Below are 13,466 nucleotides of genomic sequence, written 5' to 3' on the forward strand. Positions count from 1 at the left end.
GCCCCGCCTGCGACCCACCCGCTCATCGTCGGTGGGTAGCAGGCGGGTGGAGCGACTCACCTCGCCAGGAGCCATCAGCACTGGGACATGAGGAATCGACACAATCAGGCGACACGCCCGCAGAGCCATCAGGGGAGATACACTCGTGGTACATCCCAATCGGAGGTTCCAAGAACATGCCTACCACTGCAGGAGCGTTGGGGCTCAACATATTTGACCGGCCGCAGCGTGTGCTCCGCAGCTGCAGGCTCTGCAACATCGAAGCGCAAGAACCGACCATCCACCAATCCGCGGATGCTTCGGCCGTTCCGTCTCTCGGCTCGTTCATCGCAGGTTGGACTCTCGTGGTCCCTCGCCGTCACGTTCTGGCTCTATCGGACCTAAGTAGCGACGAGTGGAGTGGGTTTACTAGCACCGTGAACTATGTCCGAACGCGAATTGAAGGCGCTTACGGCGACGTAATTTCATTTGAGCACGGATCCGCAGGACCGAACAGATTAGCAGGCTGCGGTGTCGACCATGCTCACTTACATATCGTTCCGTCTACCACGAATCTTCGGTCAGCGATTGATGCAATCTCGACGACCGTCGGCCGCTTTCAATGGGAGCCCGCCGAAGGGAAGCCAGAAGCACGGCGATCACTCGACTATCTGTACATCGCCGATAGCTCAGGCCAATGGATTACTTATGGTGACTCGATTCCTAGCCAAGTAGTCCGCCGCGCCCTTGCCGCTGAGTGTGGTCGCAATATCTGGGACTGGAAAGAGGACCACTGTCAAGATATTGTCGCAGACACGCTAAGTATGCTTCTGAACCAATAATACGTTTCGTCCATCAAAATAGGAGATTCCGATCAGCACCGGCGGCAACAACCCGCCCGAGCCGGTCACGACAAATGTCGGCGACCAGGTCACGCCTGCACACCAAGCGACAAACGCCGACGTTAGCCCGGCAACTACACCCGGGTCGACAACGAATCAAGGGGAAAATCCTCCGGCGCAGAGTGCGCAGAACTCCGTTGCGGCGACGGCCGAAATTAGGACGCACGCTGTGCCCGATTTCGCGCCTAATGAGCCGACGGACGGCAGGCCGGTAGGCGACTGGAGGAGCCGCTATAACGACCGGCGTGCTCTTGTTCAAATTACCTTGGAGTCCGTATACGTTTTCAGCGTGATGCTGTCATCACTCTTGCTTCAACTGGCTGTTGTCCTACATTTCCCACAACCCCAAACACACCTGACTGACGCTCAGTGGAATCACTGCTCGCCATTCGTAGTCGCCTATTTGGCCGGCCTGTTGGGTGGCGCACTTTTTTCGACGAAATGGCTATACCATACCGTTGCACGGGGTACCTGGAATGCTGACCGACTTCTCTGGAGACTATTCACTCCAATGCTCTCCGGTGGCGTGGCGGTTGCAGTTATATTATTATCGGCGGGACGAATTATACCCATCTTTGGGCCCGACCTCGTTCGTACTAATGCAGGCGCTGCAGGTGTGGCAATTTTGGTTGGCTATTTCTCTGACCGCACATTCTCACGCTTGGAGAATCTAGCGGAAAGTCATCTGGGTTCGAGCAAGCACGATGAGGCTGACGGTTAGTGAACCTGGGTTCACAGAACAGGTACGTGTTCGCCGCGCCATCAGGGGAATATACCGGCCTGCCGATAGCTGACATGGCCGACGCTGGCGGCAAAGGCGCTGGCCTGATGCGCATACCACCGGATTGGTATCCCCCGACGATAATCGTGGGAGCCGGGCTGCATGCATGGTTCGATGCCGCCGACGCGGCTGCGAAAGCAACTTTGGAACACGCTTTATCCGGCGATGGGTTGGGCGCTGCGCTTAGCCAGTTGGTATCAGTGGAATCCCAGGAGCAAGTCCTCGTCAGGAGCAGTGCCTTAAACGAAGGTATCGCTGAGCGGGGTGCTTACGAGACGTTCGTTTCCCAACCCGACGTGAATGGAGTAGCTTCCCGACTTCGAGAGATTTGGGTTGCTGCCCAGCAACTACGAGATGGCGCGTGGATTGCCGCTCTCCTGCAACCCCAAATTGCCGCTAAGCTCGCTGGTCACTTGTCGAATGAGCATCGAGTAAGTCGAGAAAGCTACGGTTGGCTAGCAACGTTTATTGCTGGCGGGTCGCAGTCGACCGAACGTTGGCGCGTTAGCGGTGACCAAGGTGTGGATGACGGGCCCCTTCACTGCTCCACAGTGACCTCACTGACAGCTCAACTCCGTCGCGTGGCAAACTGGTTTAGCAGTAAGCCCACCCGATATCATCTTGAGTGGGTTTGGGACGGGAATCGCCTGTGGATCGTGCAAGCGGACCCTGTCCATCCCGTTACGGGGAAAAGCCCGGGCGATTGCTGGATTCCGCCGCGCGCGCACGAAGTAAATTCGAACTCCTTACGGTATTGGGAGCCGGCTGCTCGCCATTTTGAGAAGGTATCGGCATCGCCATGGAGAAAAATTGAGAGTCTACGAGAGTTCTACCGAGCAGCATTGCCCGTCCCGGAGGTGTGGGCTCTTTCGAATGCGGCTGCTATTGAAATACTAGCCAATGGGGGCACACCTGAAGGGTTACTCAGTGATCTTCAAGAGCTTTGCGCTGGGCACATCGTGGTGCGGGTCGACGTGACCTCTAACTTCGAAGGATTGATGTTGCCGAAGATAAACTGTACTAATGATCCGACAGAGGTGGTTGGATTTCTTCGCAAGGAAACAGGCAGGCTTGTCGGCCAAGGGATTCCTTATCGAAGTATCTGTTTCCTAGCTCATCGCTATCTTCGCGCTCGTGCGTGTGCATGGACAATTTCGTCTCCCCACTCGTCTGTAGTAACCATCGATAGCTGTTGGGGTTTAGCCGATGGAATGAGTTGGCTGCCCCATGACCGATTTATGATTGATGTAGACGGATCAACGATGCAACGTTCGATCGTAGGTAAGCCCTCACTTTACGATGTATTAGAAGACCGCTCATGGGGGTACAGGGATACGCCGAGCGAATGGATCTGGCGTTCCAGCATGAGTGAGCAGCAATTTGTTAGCGTTGCGCGAGGCGCAAGGCGCCTCGCGGTTCAGGCCGGGGAGCCAGTACTCACGATGTGGTTTATCGGCCTCCTTGATGGCGCGGACGCGGATTGCATACCGTCGTTTCAAAATCACGAAATACCAGAAAACTCGAACGGTGTAATTGATGTCAGCCCTACCGCGCTAAGGGCGTCGATTAAAAGTCGCCACGACTTAGCAGCCTTCGACGATCGGTTCACCGCTCAGGATTCCGCGAAGGTCTTGTTGCTGGCCCCTACATCCGACTTGGTCCGAGATCCGTCATTTATTCATGAAGTAATCGAGGTAGCCCAACGCCGTGCGCTCGCTGTCGAGCTCGATGGCAGCCCGCTGTGCCACCCGTTTTATCTTTTGCAGCGCGCAGGCATTCCCGTAGTATGCCGAGGTGTCCGTGAGGCCAAGCCGGTTTCCTTCGGGAAGCTCGTGCGAGACGCAATTCCGGACCTCATCGCACTAAAAGGCGAGTCGGTGGTGACTTACCGTGCGACTCCCACGGAGATATCAAGGTTGCTAAGAGTCAAGCTAATTGAGGAAGCAATGGAATTATTTCGGTCAAGCGACCGAGATGCGATTCTCGACGAGATTGCAGACTTGCTAGAGGTTGTAGACGCTTTACGCAGAAATGCAGGCTTGTCGATCCGCGCCGTAACCGAGCGGCGCAGATCAAAACGAGAAAGCCGGGGGGCCTTTGACGAGGGGCGAGTTCTTGTTGCGACAAGACTCGGCCCCGAACCGCAGGAGGAGACATGTCAACTCGCTTTGCCAGTCCTGCCAGAAGGCTCTCGCCGACTCCCGCGATGGCAGGTACAACTCGAGGGCGACCGCCTTGCTATCAGCAATATCCCGCCGATGCCGGGTGAAGCGGCTTCGTTTGTCGTTGAGACGGCTAGCGGTGCTCGCTTGGCAGTCGAGTATGCCACTGACGGCGTTGTGGTCACTCTAGACTCCAAGCCAATACAACCTGATCAACCGACGCTGTTCCAGTGATAGGGGACCGGGTGAAAACCATCATCCATGTCAATCAGCACAAAGTTCGCGCGAAGCATCCTGCACCTTTAACGGTCAAAACCTACAAGTCCAACAGCGAGGCAAACCATATCGACATTGTGGTTGATGGCCGTGTAGTGGCGACTGTGAAATACCAGCCTGACAAGCCGCTTTCCTGCGGTGCACGAGTATGGATAGAGACACAGGCACGCGTTGTGGTTCATGCACCGAACCAAGAAGAAGCACTGGACGGTGGCTGATGCTGGTCACTGCCGGACGAGACTGAGTGCACTACCAACTTGATCTGAGCCGCAACCGACTCATCGCTTGTGTTATCCACAGGTTTTCGAATTCCGGTTCCCGCTGGAAACGAGTAACATTTCCACGTGTCTTCCCACCGCATAGGTCGCTGGGTGGGCCCGGGGGTTTCTGCAGTGCTCACCACCGCCGGCCTGCTCCTGTCCCCAGCTGCGACGCCAATCGCCTCCGCCTTCGACTGCCCCGACGTCGAGGTCATCTTCGCCCGCGGCACCAACGAGCCGGCCGGGTTGGGCCGCGTCGGCGATGCCTTCGTCGACTCGCTGCGCCAGCAGACCGGTCTGAACATCCTGCCCTACGGCGTCAACTACGCCGCCAGCAAGCTGCAGCTGCACGGCGGCGACGGGGCCAACGACACCATCGACCGCGTCAAGAAGAGCGTGGAAACGTGCCCCAACACCAAGATCGTGCTGGGCGGCTACTCGCAGGGCGCGTCGGTGATGGACATCGTGGCCGGCGTCCCGATCGGCGGTATCAGCTGGGGCAACAAGCTGCCGCCGCAGTACGCGGACAACATCGCCGCCGTCGTCACCTTCGGTGACGTCGCCGACCGCGCCGGCGGCACCCTGCCCAGCCAGAGTGCGATGCTCGGCTCCAAGGCCGTCGACTATTGCAACCCCAACGACCCGATCTGCCACGCCGGTCCCGGCAACGAGTGGAGCGGGCACACCGAGGGCTATGTCCCCGTCTACACCACCCAGGCGGCGCAGTTCGTCGCGTCCAAACTGATGGCCGGCACCGGCCAGTCGGTGCCCGGGTATGGGCCGTCGACGCCGGGCGCTGGCCCCAACACGCCGCAAACGCCGGGGCAGGCACCGGGTCCCGGCTCGCCGACCCCCGGCCCGTTGAGCCCCAGCTACGCGCCGCAATCGCCGGCCCCGGCGGCGCCCGGACCTACGGTTCCCCAGACCGACATGGTTGCCGCGGTTCACTGACGCACAGTCAATAACTTGTACTATCGCGGCATGAGCCTTGCCGCGAAAAGATCACGGGCGCATAACTTTTCCTTGTTGGCAGTCGCCGCACTGGTGGTGGGCGCCGCGCTGGTGTTCGGGTCTCCGCTGATCCCGCGCGCGTTTGCCAGGTGCCCGGATGTCGAGGTGGTGTTCGCCCGCGGAACCGACGAGCCTCCCGGCCTCGGCAAAGTCGGCGGCGCCTTCGTCAACGCGCTGCGCCAGCAGACCAACCGCAATGTGGGGTCCTACGGCGTCAACTACCCCGCTAACGACGATTTCCTGGCCGCCACCGACGGGGCGAACGACGCCAGTGCCCACATCCAGCACATGGCCGAACACTGCCCCGACACCAAGCTGGTGCTGGGCGGTTACTCCCAGGGCGCCGCGGTCATCGATATCGTCACCGCCGCACCGCTGCCCGCCCTCGGGTTTCGCGATCCGCTGCCGGCCGCGGCCGCCGATCACGTCGCCGCGGTCGTCCTGTTCGGGAATCCGTCGGGGCGGGCCGGCAATCTGATGACGGTCCTTAGCACGGATTTGGGCGGCAAGATCCTCAACTTGTGCAATCCCGGCGACCCGATCTGCTCCGACGGCAACTCGTGGCCGGCCCACCTCAGCTACGTGCCCAAATTGACCAATAAGGCAGCACATTTCGTCGCCGGCAAGATCTAGCCGCACAAAGATCCGGTCACACTGCGGTCGCGGAGTGGTCACAGCCGTTCACTAGCACCCGCCGAAAATGCGTACCATCGGCTCATGGGGGTTAGACCGTTCAGCAACGCAGTGCTCGCAGCATTCATGACCATCGGTCCGGCAGTGGCCTTGGCGCCGGTGGCCTCGGCGGGGCCGCCGTGTCCGGGTGCCGAGGTGGTCTTCGCCCGCGGCCGCGAGGAACCGCCCGGAGCCGGCCTGGTTGGCGATGCGTTCGCCAATTCGCTGCGCGGCAAGACGCAGCTGCCCGTCGGCGTCTACGGGGTCAACTACCCCGCCGACGTCGATCCGGCCAAGGGCGCCATCGACATGAGCAACCACGTCCAGTACATGGCCAAACACTGCCCGGACACCCGCGAGGTGCTCGGGGGTTACTCGCTCGGCGCCGTGTCGGCCGACCTGGTGATCGCGGTGACCCAGCCCTCGTTCGGCTTCAAGAATCCGCTGCCCCCGGGCATCGATCAGCACGTCGCGGCGGTCGCGTTGTTCGGCAACGGTACTCAGCGGGTGCTCGGCCCGGTCCCCGGCTTCAGCCCGGCGTTCGCCGGCAAGACGATCGAGGAGTGTGCACCCGGCGACCCGATCTGCAACGGCAACGGTAAGGCGGTGTGGGCGTCGCATCTGCAACCGTCGTACATCGACTCGGGATTGGTGGATCAGGCGGCCAGTTTCGCGGCCGGCAAGCTGTAGTCGTCGCGATCGCCGACCGCGAGCCTCAAGCTAGCGCGTGCGCAGATCGCGGGTGATCAGGATCCGCGACGCGAGCTCGTCGTCGGGCGGATAGTCCACCCCCACCAGCGTCAGGCCCTCCGCCGGAGCGGCCGCGAAGTCGCTGGATCGTGCTGTGGCGCTAAGCAATTCACGGCACCATTGCGCGCTGCGCCGGTGTTCCCCGACGGCCAGCAGCGCGCCGACCAGCGAGCGCACCATCTGCCAGCAGAACGCATCCGCGGTGACGTGCGCGGTGATCAGGTCGCCGTCGCGCGACCAATCCAGCCGCTGCAGGTCGCGAATCGTGGTGGCGCCGCTGCGATAGCGACAGAAGGCCGCAAAGTCGTTCAACCCCAGCAGATCTTGCGATGCGACGCGCATCGCCTCGACGTCCAGGTCGCGCGGCCAGGCGGTGATGTAGCGCGCTTGCCGCGGCTGCACACCGTAGGCGGCCGTCGACAACCGGTACTCGTAATGGCGCCGTAGCGCCGAGAACCGCGCGTCGAAACCCGCTGGGGCGCGGGATATTCCGAGTACCCGGACGTCGGTGGGTAAAAAGCGGCCCAGGCGGCGCAGCAGTGGCAGGAATTCCGGATCGCCCGCGCGTGGCGAACGCGGGTAGGCATTGGGCAAGGCGGCGGCGGGCACATCGACATGGGCCACCTGTCCGGTGGCATGTACTCCGGTGTCGGTGCGCCCGGCCGCGCACAGCTTTACCGGCGTGCGGAAAACCGTCGTCAGCGCGTCGTCGATGACGCCGGCGACAGTGCGCTGCCCGGCCTGCGTTGCCCAGCCCGCGAAATCGGTTCCGTCGTAGGCGATATCGAGCCTAAGACGGACGGCTTCGCTATTTGTCGGTGGACTCGTCACCCTCGCCGGCGACCTCAGCCTCGGGCTGCTCGGCCGCATCGGCCTCGGCGGCCGGCTCAACGGCTTCGGTCGTGGCCTCTTCGACCTCGGCTTCGGGAGCAGTCGCCTCCTCGGCCGTCGGGCCTTCGGCGGCCTCGGGCTCGACCGCGGCCTGCGGCGCGGCGGCCGCGACCACCGGCGCCCCTCCAGTCTCGGAAGCCTTCTTCGACGCCTTCACCCGACGCGCACGGTCGGCCTCCGCGGTGACGGTCTTTTCCTGCACCAGCTCGATCACGGCCATCGGGGCGTTGTCGCCCTTGCGCGCCTCGACCTTGATGATGCGGGTGTAGCCACCCTCACGATCGGCGAAGTGCGGCCCGATCTCCGCGAAAAGGGCGTGCACCACGTCCTTGTCGCGGATCTTCTTCATCACCTCTCGGCGATTGTGCAGCGTGCCCTTTTTCGCGTGCGTGATCAGCTTCTCCGCGTACGGCCGCAGCGCACGTGCCTTCGGCTCGGTCGTCTTGATGCGACCGTGCTCGAACAGCGACGTGGCCAGGTTGGCCAGCAGAGCCTTCTGGTGCGAAGACGACCCGCCGAGGCGAGGGCCCTTGGTGGGCTTGGGCATTGCACTATCTCCTATTTAGCGGCCGACCCCCGTATCAGGTAGGGCCGGGACGGACGGTGTTGCAGGTGTCCGGTTCCTCAGCGGCCGCTGCACGGCCGCATCGTCGCCGGACGGTGTTGCAGGTGTCCGGTTCCTCAGCGGCCGCTGCACGGCCGCATCGTCGCCGGACGGTGCTTACAGCTGTTCGGTTTCGGCGTAGTCCGCATCGTCGTACGACCCCTCGCTGGACCAGGTGCCGGTGGCGACGTCGTAACCCGCGACCTCCGACGGGTCGAAGCTCGGCGGGCTGTCCTTGAGCGACAGGCCCAGCTGGTGCAGCTTGACCTTGACCTCGTCGATGGACTTCTGGCCGAAGTTGCGGATGTCGAGCAGGTCGGACTCGGTGCGGCTCACCAGCTCGCCGACGGTGTGCACACCCTCGCGCTTGAGGCAGTTGTAGGACCGCACGGTCAGATCCAGGTCGTCGATCGGCAGCGCGAACGAGGCGATGTGGTCGGCCTCGGCCGGCGACGGCCCGATCTCGATGCCCTCGGCTTCGACGTTGAGTTCGCGTGCCAGGCCGAACAATTCGACCAGGGTCTTACCCGCCGACGCCAGAGCATCGCGGGGGGTGATCGAACTCTTGGTCTCGACGTCCAGGATCAGCTTGTCGAAGTCGGTGCGCTGCTCGACACGGGTGGCGTCCACCTTGTAGGTGACCTTGAGCACCGGCGAGTAGATGGAATCGACTGGGATACGGCCGATTTCGGCACCGGAAGCACGGTTCTGCACAGCCGGCACGTAACCACGACCGCGCTCGACGACGAGCTCGACCTCGAGCTTGCCCTTGTCGTTCAGCGTCGCGATGTGCATGCCGGGGTTGTGCACCGTGACGCCGGCGGGCGGCACGATGTCACCCGCGGTGACCTCACCCGGGCCCTGCTTGCGCAGGTACATGGTGACCGGCTCGTCCTCCTCGGAGGACACGACCAGACCCTTGAGGTTCAGGATGATGTCGGTGACATCCTCTTTAACACCGGGCACGGTGGTGAACTCGTGCAGCACGCCGTCGATGCGAATGCTGGTCACGGCCGCGCCGGGAATCGACGACAGCAGTGTGCGCCGCAGCGAATTGCCAAGGGTGTAACCGAAACCCGGCTCCAGCGGTTCGATGACGAACTGGGACCGGCTGTCGGTGAGGATTTCCTCGGACAGTGTGGGTCGCTGAGAAATCAGCATGGTGTTTCTTTTCTCCTTCTCGGCACCCGCTATTTGATGCCGTTAGGGTTTTCGGGCCGGGCGGCCCGAAATTCCATTACTTCGAGTAGTACTCGACGATGAGCTGCTCGGTGAGCGGCACGTCGATCTGTGCGCGCTCGGGCAATTGGTGCACGAGGATGCGCTGACGCTCCCCGACCACCTGCAGCCAGCTCGGGATCGGACGGTCGCCCGCCGTCTCCCGCGCGATCTGGAAGGGCACGGTGTTCAGCGACCCGTCCCGCACGTCGATGATGTCGTACTGCGACACCCGGTAGCTGGGGACGTTGACGTGCACGCCGTTGACGCTGAAGTGCCCGTGGCTGACCAGCTGGCGGGCCATCCGGCGGGTACGCGCCAGCCCGGCGCGGTACACGACGTTGTCCAACCGGCTCTCCAGGATCTGCAGCAGGTTCTCACCGGTCTTGCCGGAGTGGCGCACGGCCTCTTCGTAGTAGCGACGGAACTGCTTTTCCATTACGCCGTAGGTGAAGCGGGCCTTCTGCTTCTCCTGCAGCTGCAGCAGGTATTCGCTTTCCTTGATCCGTGCGCGGCCGTGCTGGCCGGGCGGGTAGGGACGCTTCTCGAAGGCCTGGTCGCCACCGACGAGGTCGGTGCGCAGCCGGCGCGACTTGCGAGTGATGGGTCCGGTGTAACGAGCCATGATTCTCCTCCTAGACCCTGCGTCGCTTGGGCGGGCGGCAGCCGTTGTGCGGCTGGGGGGTGACGTCGGAGATCGCGCCGACCTCCAGGCCCGCGGCCTGCAGCGAACGGATCGCGGTCTCGCGGCCCGAGCCCGGGCCCTTCACGAACACGTCGACCTTGCGCACGCCGTGCTCCTGGGCCTTGCGCGCGGCGTTCTCGGCGGCGAGCTGCGCGGCGAACGGCGTCGATTTCCGCGAGCCCTTGAAGCCGACGTGGCCCGACGATGCCCAGGCGATGACGTTGCCCTGCGGGTCGGTGATGCTCACGATCGTGTTGTTGAACGTGCTCTTGATGTGCGCGGCGCCGTGCGGGATGTTCTTCTTTTCCCGCTTGCGAGTCTTCTGCCCCTTCTTGGGGGCCGACGCTGCTGCCTTCTTGGCTGGTGGCATGGGCGGTTACCTGGCCTTCTTCTTGCCGGCGATGGTGCGCTTGGGGCCCTTGCGGGTACGCGCGTTGGTCTTGGTGCGCTGGCCACGCACCGGCAGGCCGCGGCGGTGCCGCAGACCCTGGTAGCAGCCGATCTCGATCTTGCGGCGGATGTCGGCCTGAACCTCGCGACGCAGGTCACCCTCGACCTTGAGGTTGGCCTCGATGTAGTCACGCAGGTGGGTCAGCTGGTCATCGGTGAGGTCCCTGGTGCGCAGATTCCGGTCGATGCCGGTCGCTTCCAAGATCTCGGTGGAGCGGGTACGGCCGATGCCGAAGATGTAGGTCAGCGCGATCTCCATCCGCTTGTCACGCGGCAGATCGACGCCTACTAGTCGAGCCATAGGTGGCGTTTCCTCTTTTTCTAAGCGGAGGTCTTTTCCCAGCCCGTTCCCGAATTGATCGGGGCCCGGCCTCCGACCGGGCGTGGATGAAAGGGCCCATCTCTAAAGATGCGAGCCGTTCAGTGGTGCTGGGAGGTCTGCATTCAGTTGTGGGTGCTACTCGGCCTGGGTCTTGGTTCGTTTGTGCCGACCCGCTACGCCGTGCTTGCGGTCGCGGCTAACCCTGGCGCTGCTTGTGGCGTGGATCGGAGCAGATCACCATGACCCGCCCATGCCGACGGATCACCCTGCACTTGTCGCAAATCGGCTTCACGCTGGGGTTGACCTTCACGGCTTTTCGATCCTGTTCTCGTCTGTTGGTTGGTTACTTGTACCGGTACACGATGCGGCCCCGGGACAGGTCGTAGGGAGACAGCTCCACCACCACCCGGTCCTCGGGCAGGATGCGGATGTAGTGCTGCCGCATCTTGCCGCTGATGTGGGCAAGCACCTTGTGACCGTTCTCCAGCTCAATGCGAAACATCGCATTGGGCAGGGGCTCGACCACCCGGCCCTCGACCTCGATGGCGCCGTCCTTCTTGGCCATAACTACTCGTCAAATCCTCGTCGTTTAGTTTCGTTGTCGTCTGCGCCAACGCGGCACAGGATTCACACCGACTTTGGAACGTGAGCCGGTGACAGGAAATTCCCAGGGAACGGACACACAAAAAAGCCGGCGCGAAATGTCGCACCGTCGCTCCATGGTACCCGCTCGTGCGGCATGGCCAAAATCCGCGATCCGGGCGCTCGCGGGCGCCACCTCGACCCACCACAGCACTCCTGACAAGCGCATACTTGACCACGATGACACGTCCCCTTGCTGGCGCCGCGCAGTCACGCAAACCGGTGATCCTGACCGTCGACGACGATCCCGCGGTTTCGCGCGCAGTGGCCCGAGACCTGCGGCGCAAATACGGCGAGAATCACCGCATCGTGCGCGCGGAGTCTGGTCCCGAGGCGCTGGAAACCCTCAAGCAGCTCAAGCTGCGCGGCGAAACGGTCGCCACGCTGATCGCCGACTACCGGATGCCGCAGATGAGCGGCATCGAGTTTCTCGAGCAGGCGATGGATTTGTACCCGGTGGCGCGCCGCGTGCTGCTCACCGCCTACGCCGACACCCACGCCGCGATCGACGCGATCAACGTCGTGGACCTGGACCACTACCTGCTCAAGCCGTGGGATCCGCCGGAGGAGAAGTTCTACCCCGTCATCGACGGGCTGCTCGAGGCCTGGCGGGCGGCACCGGAACACCCCATCCCGCACACCAAGGTGATCGGGCACCGCTGGTCGGCGCGGTCCTGGGAGGTGCGCGACTTCCTGGCTCGCAACGGCCTCTACTACACCTGGTTCATGGCCGACGAGCCCGACGGCGAGCGACTCCTGCAGGCGGCCGGCGAAGACGGCAAGCGGCTGCCCGTCGTCGTCACCGAGCACGGCGACCCGCTGGTGGAACCCTCCGACGCCGACCTGGCCGACAAACTGGGCCTGTCCTCCACGCCGTCGCAGGAGTTTTACGACCTCATCGTCATCGGCGGTGGGCCGGCGGGCCTGGCCGCCGCGGTGTACGGCGCCTCCGAGGGACTGCGCACGGTGCTGATCGAGCACACCGCGACCGGCGGGCAAGCGGGGCAGAGCTCGCGCATTGAGAACTACCTGGGCTTCCCCGACGGAGTATCGGGCGGCCAGCTGGCCGAGCGGGCACGCCGGCAGGCCGAGAAGTTCGGCGCCGAGATCATCACCGCCCGCAGGGCAACCGGCATCGAGGTCAATGGGCCCAAGCGCACCGTGCGGTTCGCCGACGGCGGGTCGATCGACGCGCACGCGGTCATCCTGGCCACCGGCGTCTCCTACCGTCAGCTGACCGCCGAGGGACTCACGGAGCTGACCGGCTGCGGCGTCTACTACGGCGCCGCGGTGTCGGTCGCCTCGGACTGCGAAGACGAAGAGGTGTACGTGATCGGCGGCGCCAACTCCGCCGGCCAGGCCGCGATGTATCTGTCGCGGACGGCCAAGTCGGTCAACATCGTGGTGCGCGCTCCGTCGCTCGAGGCGTCGATGTCGTACTACCTGATCCAGCAGATCGAGGCGAACCCCAAGATCAACGTCCTGACCTGCACCGAGGTGCAGCGCGCCACCGGCGACGGCCACCTGGAGAAGCTGACCCTGGTCAACAACCGGACGGAGCAGGTCGAGGACGTCGCCTGCGCCCGGATGTTCATCTTCATCGGCGCCGCCCCGCGCACCGAGTGGCTGGACGGGGTGGTGGCCCGCGACGACCACGGCTTCATCCTGACCGGCCCGGACCTACGCAACGTGTGCGGCTGGACGCTGGACCGGCCACCGCATCACCTGGAAACCAGCGTGCCGGGCGTCTTCGCCACCGGCGACGTCCGCTCCACCTCCGCCAAACGGGTCGCGGCCGCCGTCGGTGAAGGGTCGATGGCCGTGATGCTGGTCCACCGCTACCTGGCCGAGTCCTAGAAGG

15 protein-coding genes are annotated in these 13,466 nt (G+C 63.3%); 7 read left to right on the top strand and 8 right to left on the bottom strand.

Annotated features, from left to right (window positions below):
- Window positions 1-176: 176 nt before the first annotated feature.
- The 6 genes from SKC41_RS31830 to SKC41_RS02290 all read left to right on the top strand — a co-directional run bounded on the left by SKC41_RS31830 (window position 177) and on the right by SKC41_RS02290 (window position 6,733).
- Entirely contained in the window at window positions 177-821 is a 645-nt protein-coding gene (locus SKC41_RS31830; protein WP_442931539.1) for an HIT family protein, read from the top strand.
- 780 nt (window positions 822-1,601) lie between these two features.
- A complete protein-coding gene (locus tag SKC41_RS02270; protein WP_330976137.1) occupies window positions 1,602-4,058 on the top strand; it encodes a nucleoside triphosphate pyrophosphohydrolase in 2,457 nt (818 codons plus the stop codon).
- 11 nt (window positions 4,059-4,069) lie between these two features.
- Window positions 4,070-4,318, top strand: coding sequence for a hypothetical protein (locus tag SKC41_RS02275; RefSeq protein WP_330976138.1), 249 nt, complete (start codon window positions 4,070-4,072; stop codon window positions 4,316-4,318).
- 126 nt (window positions 4,319-4,444) lie between these two features.
- On the top strand, window positions 4,445-5,311 hold the full coding sequence (locus tag SKC41_RS02280; RefSeq protein ID WP_330976139.1) for a cutinase family protein: 867 nt from the start codon (window positions 4,445-4,447) through the stop codon (window positions 5,309-5,311).
- 30 nt (window positions 5,312-5,341) lie between these two features.
- Window positions 5,342-6,004 (top strand): cutinase family protein, encoded by a 663-nt coding sequence (locus SKC41_RS02285; RefSeq protein ID WP_330976140.1) that lies wholly within the window; start codon window positions 5,342-5,344, stop codon window positions 6,002-6,004.
- Between the two features lie 84 nt (window positions 6,005-6,088).
- Window positions 6,089-6,733, top strand: coding sequence for a cutinase family protein (locus SKC41_RS02290; RefSeq protein ID WP_330976141.1), 645 nt, complete (start codon window positions 6,089-6,091; stop codon window positions 6,731-6,733).
- 30 nt (window positions 6,734-6,763) lie between these two features.
- Here the strand turns inward: SKC41_RS02290 and truA are convergent, their stop codons facing one another.
- The 8 genes from truA to infA all read right to left on the bottom strand — a co-directional run bounded on the left by truA (window position 6,764) and on the right by infA (window position 11,528).
- A complete protein-coding gene (gene truA, locus SKC41_RS02295) occupies window positions 6,764-7,663 on the bottom strand; it encodes a tRNA pseudouridine(38-40) synthase TruA (protein ID WP_442931540.1) in 900 nt (299 codons plus the stop codon).
- A complete protein-coding gene (rplQ, locus tag SKC41_RS02300; RefSeq protein WP_330976143.1) occupies window positions 7,602-8,231 on the bottom strand; it encodes a 50S ribosomal protein L17 in 630 nt (209 codons plus the stop codon). The genes truA and rplQ overlap by 62 nt, the downstream gene beginning before the upstream one ends.
- 174 nt (window positions 8,232-8,405) lie before the next feature.
- Window positions 8,406-9,449 carry a DNA-directed RNA polymerase subunit alpha gene (locus tag SKC41_RS02305; protein WP_090600539.1) on the bottom strand — a complete coding sequence of 348 codons (1,044 nt, stop codon included), beginning with the start codon at window positions 9,447-9,449 and terminating at the stop codon, window positions 8,406-8,408.
- Between the two features lie 76 nt (window positions 9,450-9,525).
- A complete protein-coding gene (gene rpsD, locus SKC41_RS02310) occupies window positions 9,526-10,131 on the bottom strand; it encodes a 30S ribosomal protein S4 (RefSeq protein ID WP_090600537.1) in 606 nt (201 codons plus the stop codon).
- A 10-nt stretch (window positions 10,132-10,141) separates the two neighbouring features.
- On the bottom strand, window positions 10,142-10,561 hold the full coding sequence (rpsK, locus tag SKC41_RS02315) for a 30S ribosomal protein S11 (RefSeq protein WP_090600535.1): 420 nt from the start codon (window positions 10,559-10,561) through the stop codon (window positions 10,142-10,144).
- Between the two features lie 6 nt (window positions 10,562-10,567).
- Window positions 10,568-10,942: a 30S ribosomal protein S13 gene (gene rpsM, locus SKC41_RS02320; RefSeq protein ID WP_239722188.1), complete on the bottom strand. Its 375-nt coding sequence runs from the start codon at window positions 10,940-10,942 to the stop codon at window positions 10,568-10,570.
- Window positions 10,943-11,159: 217 nt separating this feature from the next.
- Entirely contained in the window at window positions 11,160-11,273 is a 114-nt protein-coding gene (gene rpmJ, locus SKC41_RS02325) for a 50S ribosomal protein L36 (protein ID WP_003879483.1), read from the bottom strand.
- 33 nt (window positions 11,274-11,306) lie between these two features.
- Window positions 11,307-11,528: a translation initiation factor IF-1 gene (gene infA / locus SKC41_RS02330; RefSeq protein WP_003418601.1), complete on the bottom strand. Its 222-nt coding sequence runs from the start codon at window positions 11,526-11,528 to the stop codon at window positions 11,307-11,309.
- A 257-nt stretch (window positions 11,529-11,785) separates the two neighbouring features.
- Between infA and SKC41_RS02335 the strand changes: the two genes are divergently transcribed.
- Window positions 11,786-13,462, top strand: a complete 1,677-nt coding sequence (locus SKC41_RS02335; RefSeq protein ID WP_330976144.1) for an FAD-dependent oxidoreductase — start codon at window positions 11,786-11,788, stop codon at window positions 13,460-13,462.
- The last annotated feature ends 4 nt before the right edge of the window (window positions 13,463-13,466 follow it).

It is taken from the genome of Mycobacterium sp. 050128 (assembly GCF_036409155.1).
GTDB lineage: Bacteria > Actinomycetota > Actinomycetes > Mycobacteriales > Mycobacteriaceae > Mycobacterium.

What these genes read in the sequence shown, in the direction of transcription:
- SKC41_RS31830 (WP_442931539.1), top strand. Translation starts at nt 177, where the DNA reads ATGCCTACCACTGCAGGAGCGTTGGGGCTCAACATATTTGACCGGCCG.
- SKC41_RS02285 (WP_330976140.1), top strand. Translation starts at nt 5,342, where the DNA reads ATGAGCCTTGCCGCGAAAAGATCACGGGCGCATAACTTTTCCTTGTTG.
- SKC41_RS02290 (WP_330976141.1), top strand. Translation starts at nt 6,089, where the DNA reads ATGGGGGTTAGACCGTTCAGCAACGCAGTGCTCGCAGCATTCATGACC.
- truA (WP_442931540.1), bottom strand. Translation starts at nt 7,663, where the DNA reads ATGCGGCCGAGCAGCCCGAGGCTGAGGTCGCCGGCGAGGGTGACGAGT.
- rplQ (WP_330976143.1), bottom strand. Translation starts at nt 8,231, where the DNA reads ATGCCCAAGCCCACCAAGGGCCCTCGCCTCGGCGGGTCGTCTTCGCAC.
- SKC41_RS02305 (WP_090600539.1), bottom strand. Translation starts at nt 9,449, where the DNA reads ATGCTGATTTCTCAGCGACCCACACTGTCCGAGGAAATCCTCACCGAC.
- rpsD (WP_090600537.1), bottom strand. Translation starts at nt 10,131, where the DNA reads ATGGCTCGTTACACCGGACCCATCACTCGCAAGTCGCGCCGGCTGCGC.
- rpsK (WP_090600535.1), bottom strand. Translation starts at nt 10,561, where the DNA reads ATGCCACCAGCCAAGAAGGCAGCAGCGTCGGCCCCCAAGAAGGGGCAG.
- rpsM (WP_239722188.1), bottom strand. Translation starts at nt 10,942, where the DNA reads ATGGCTCGACTAGTAGGCGTCGATCTGCCGCGTGACAAGCGGATGGAG.
- infA (WP_003418601.1), bottom strand. Translation starts at nt 11,528, where the DNA reads ATGGCCAAGAAGGACGGCGCCATCGAGGTCGAGGGCCGGGTGGTCGAG.
- SKC41_RS02335 (WP_330976144.1), top strand. Translation starts at nt 11,786, where the DNA reads ATGACACGTCCCCTTGCTGGCGCCGCGCAGTCACGCAAACCGGTGATC.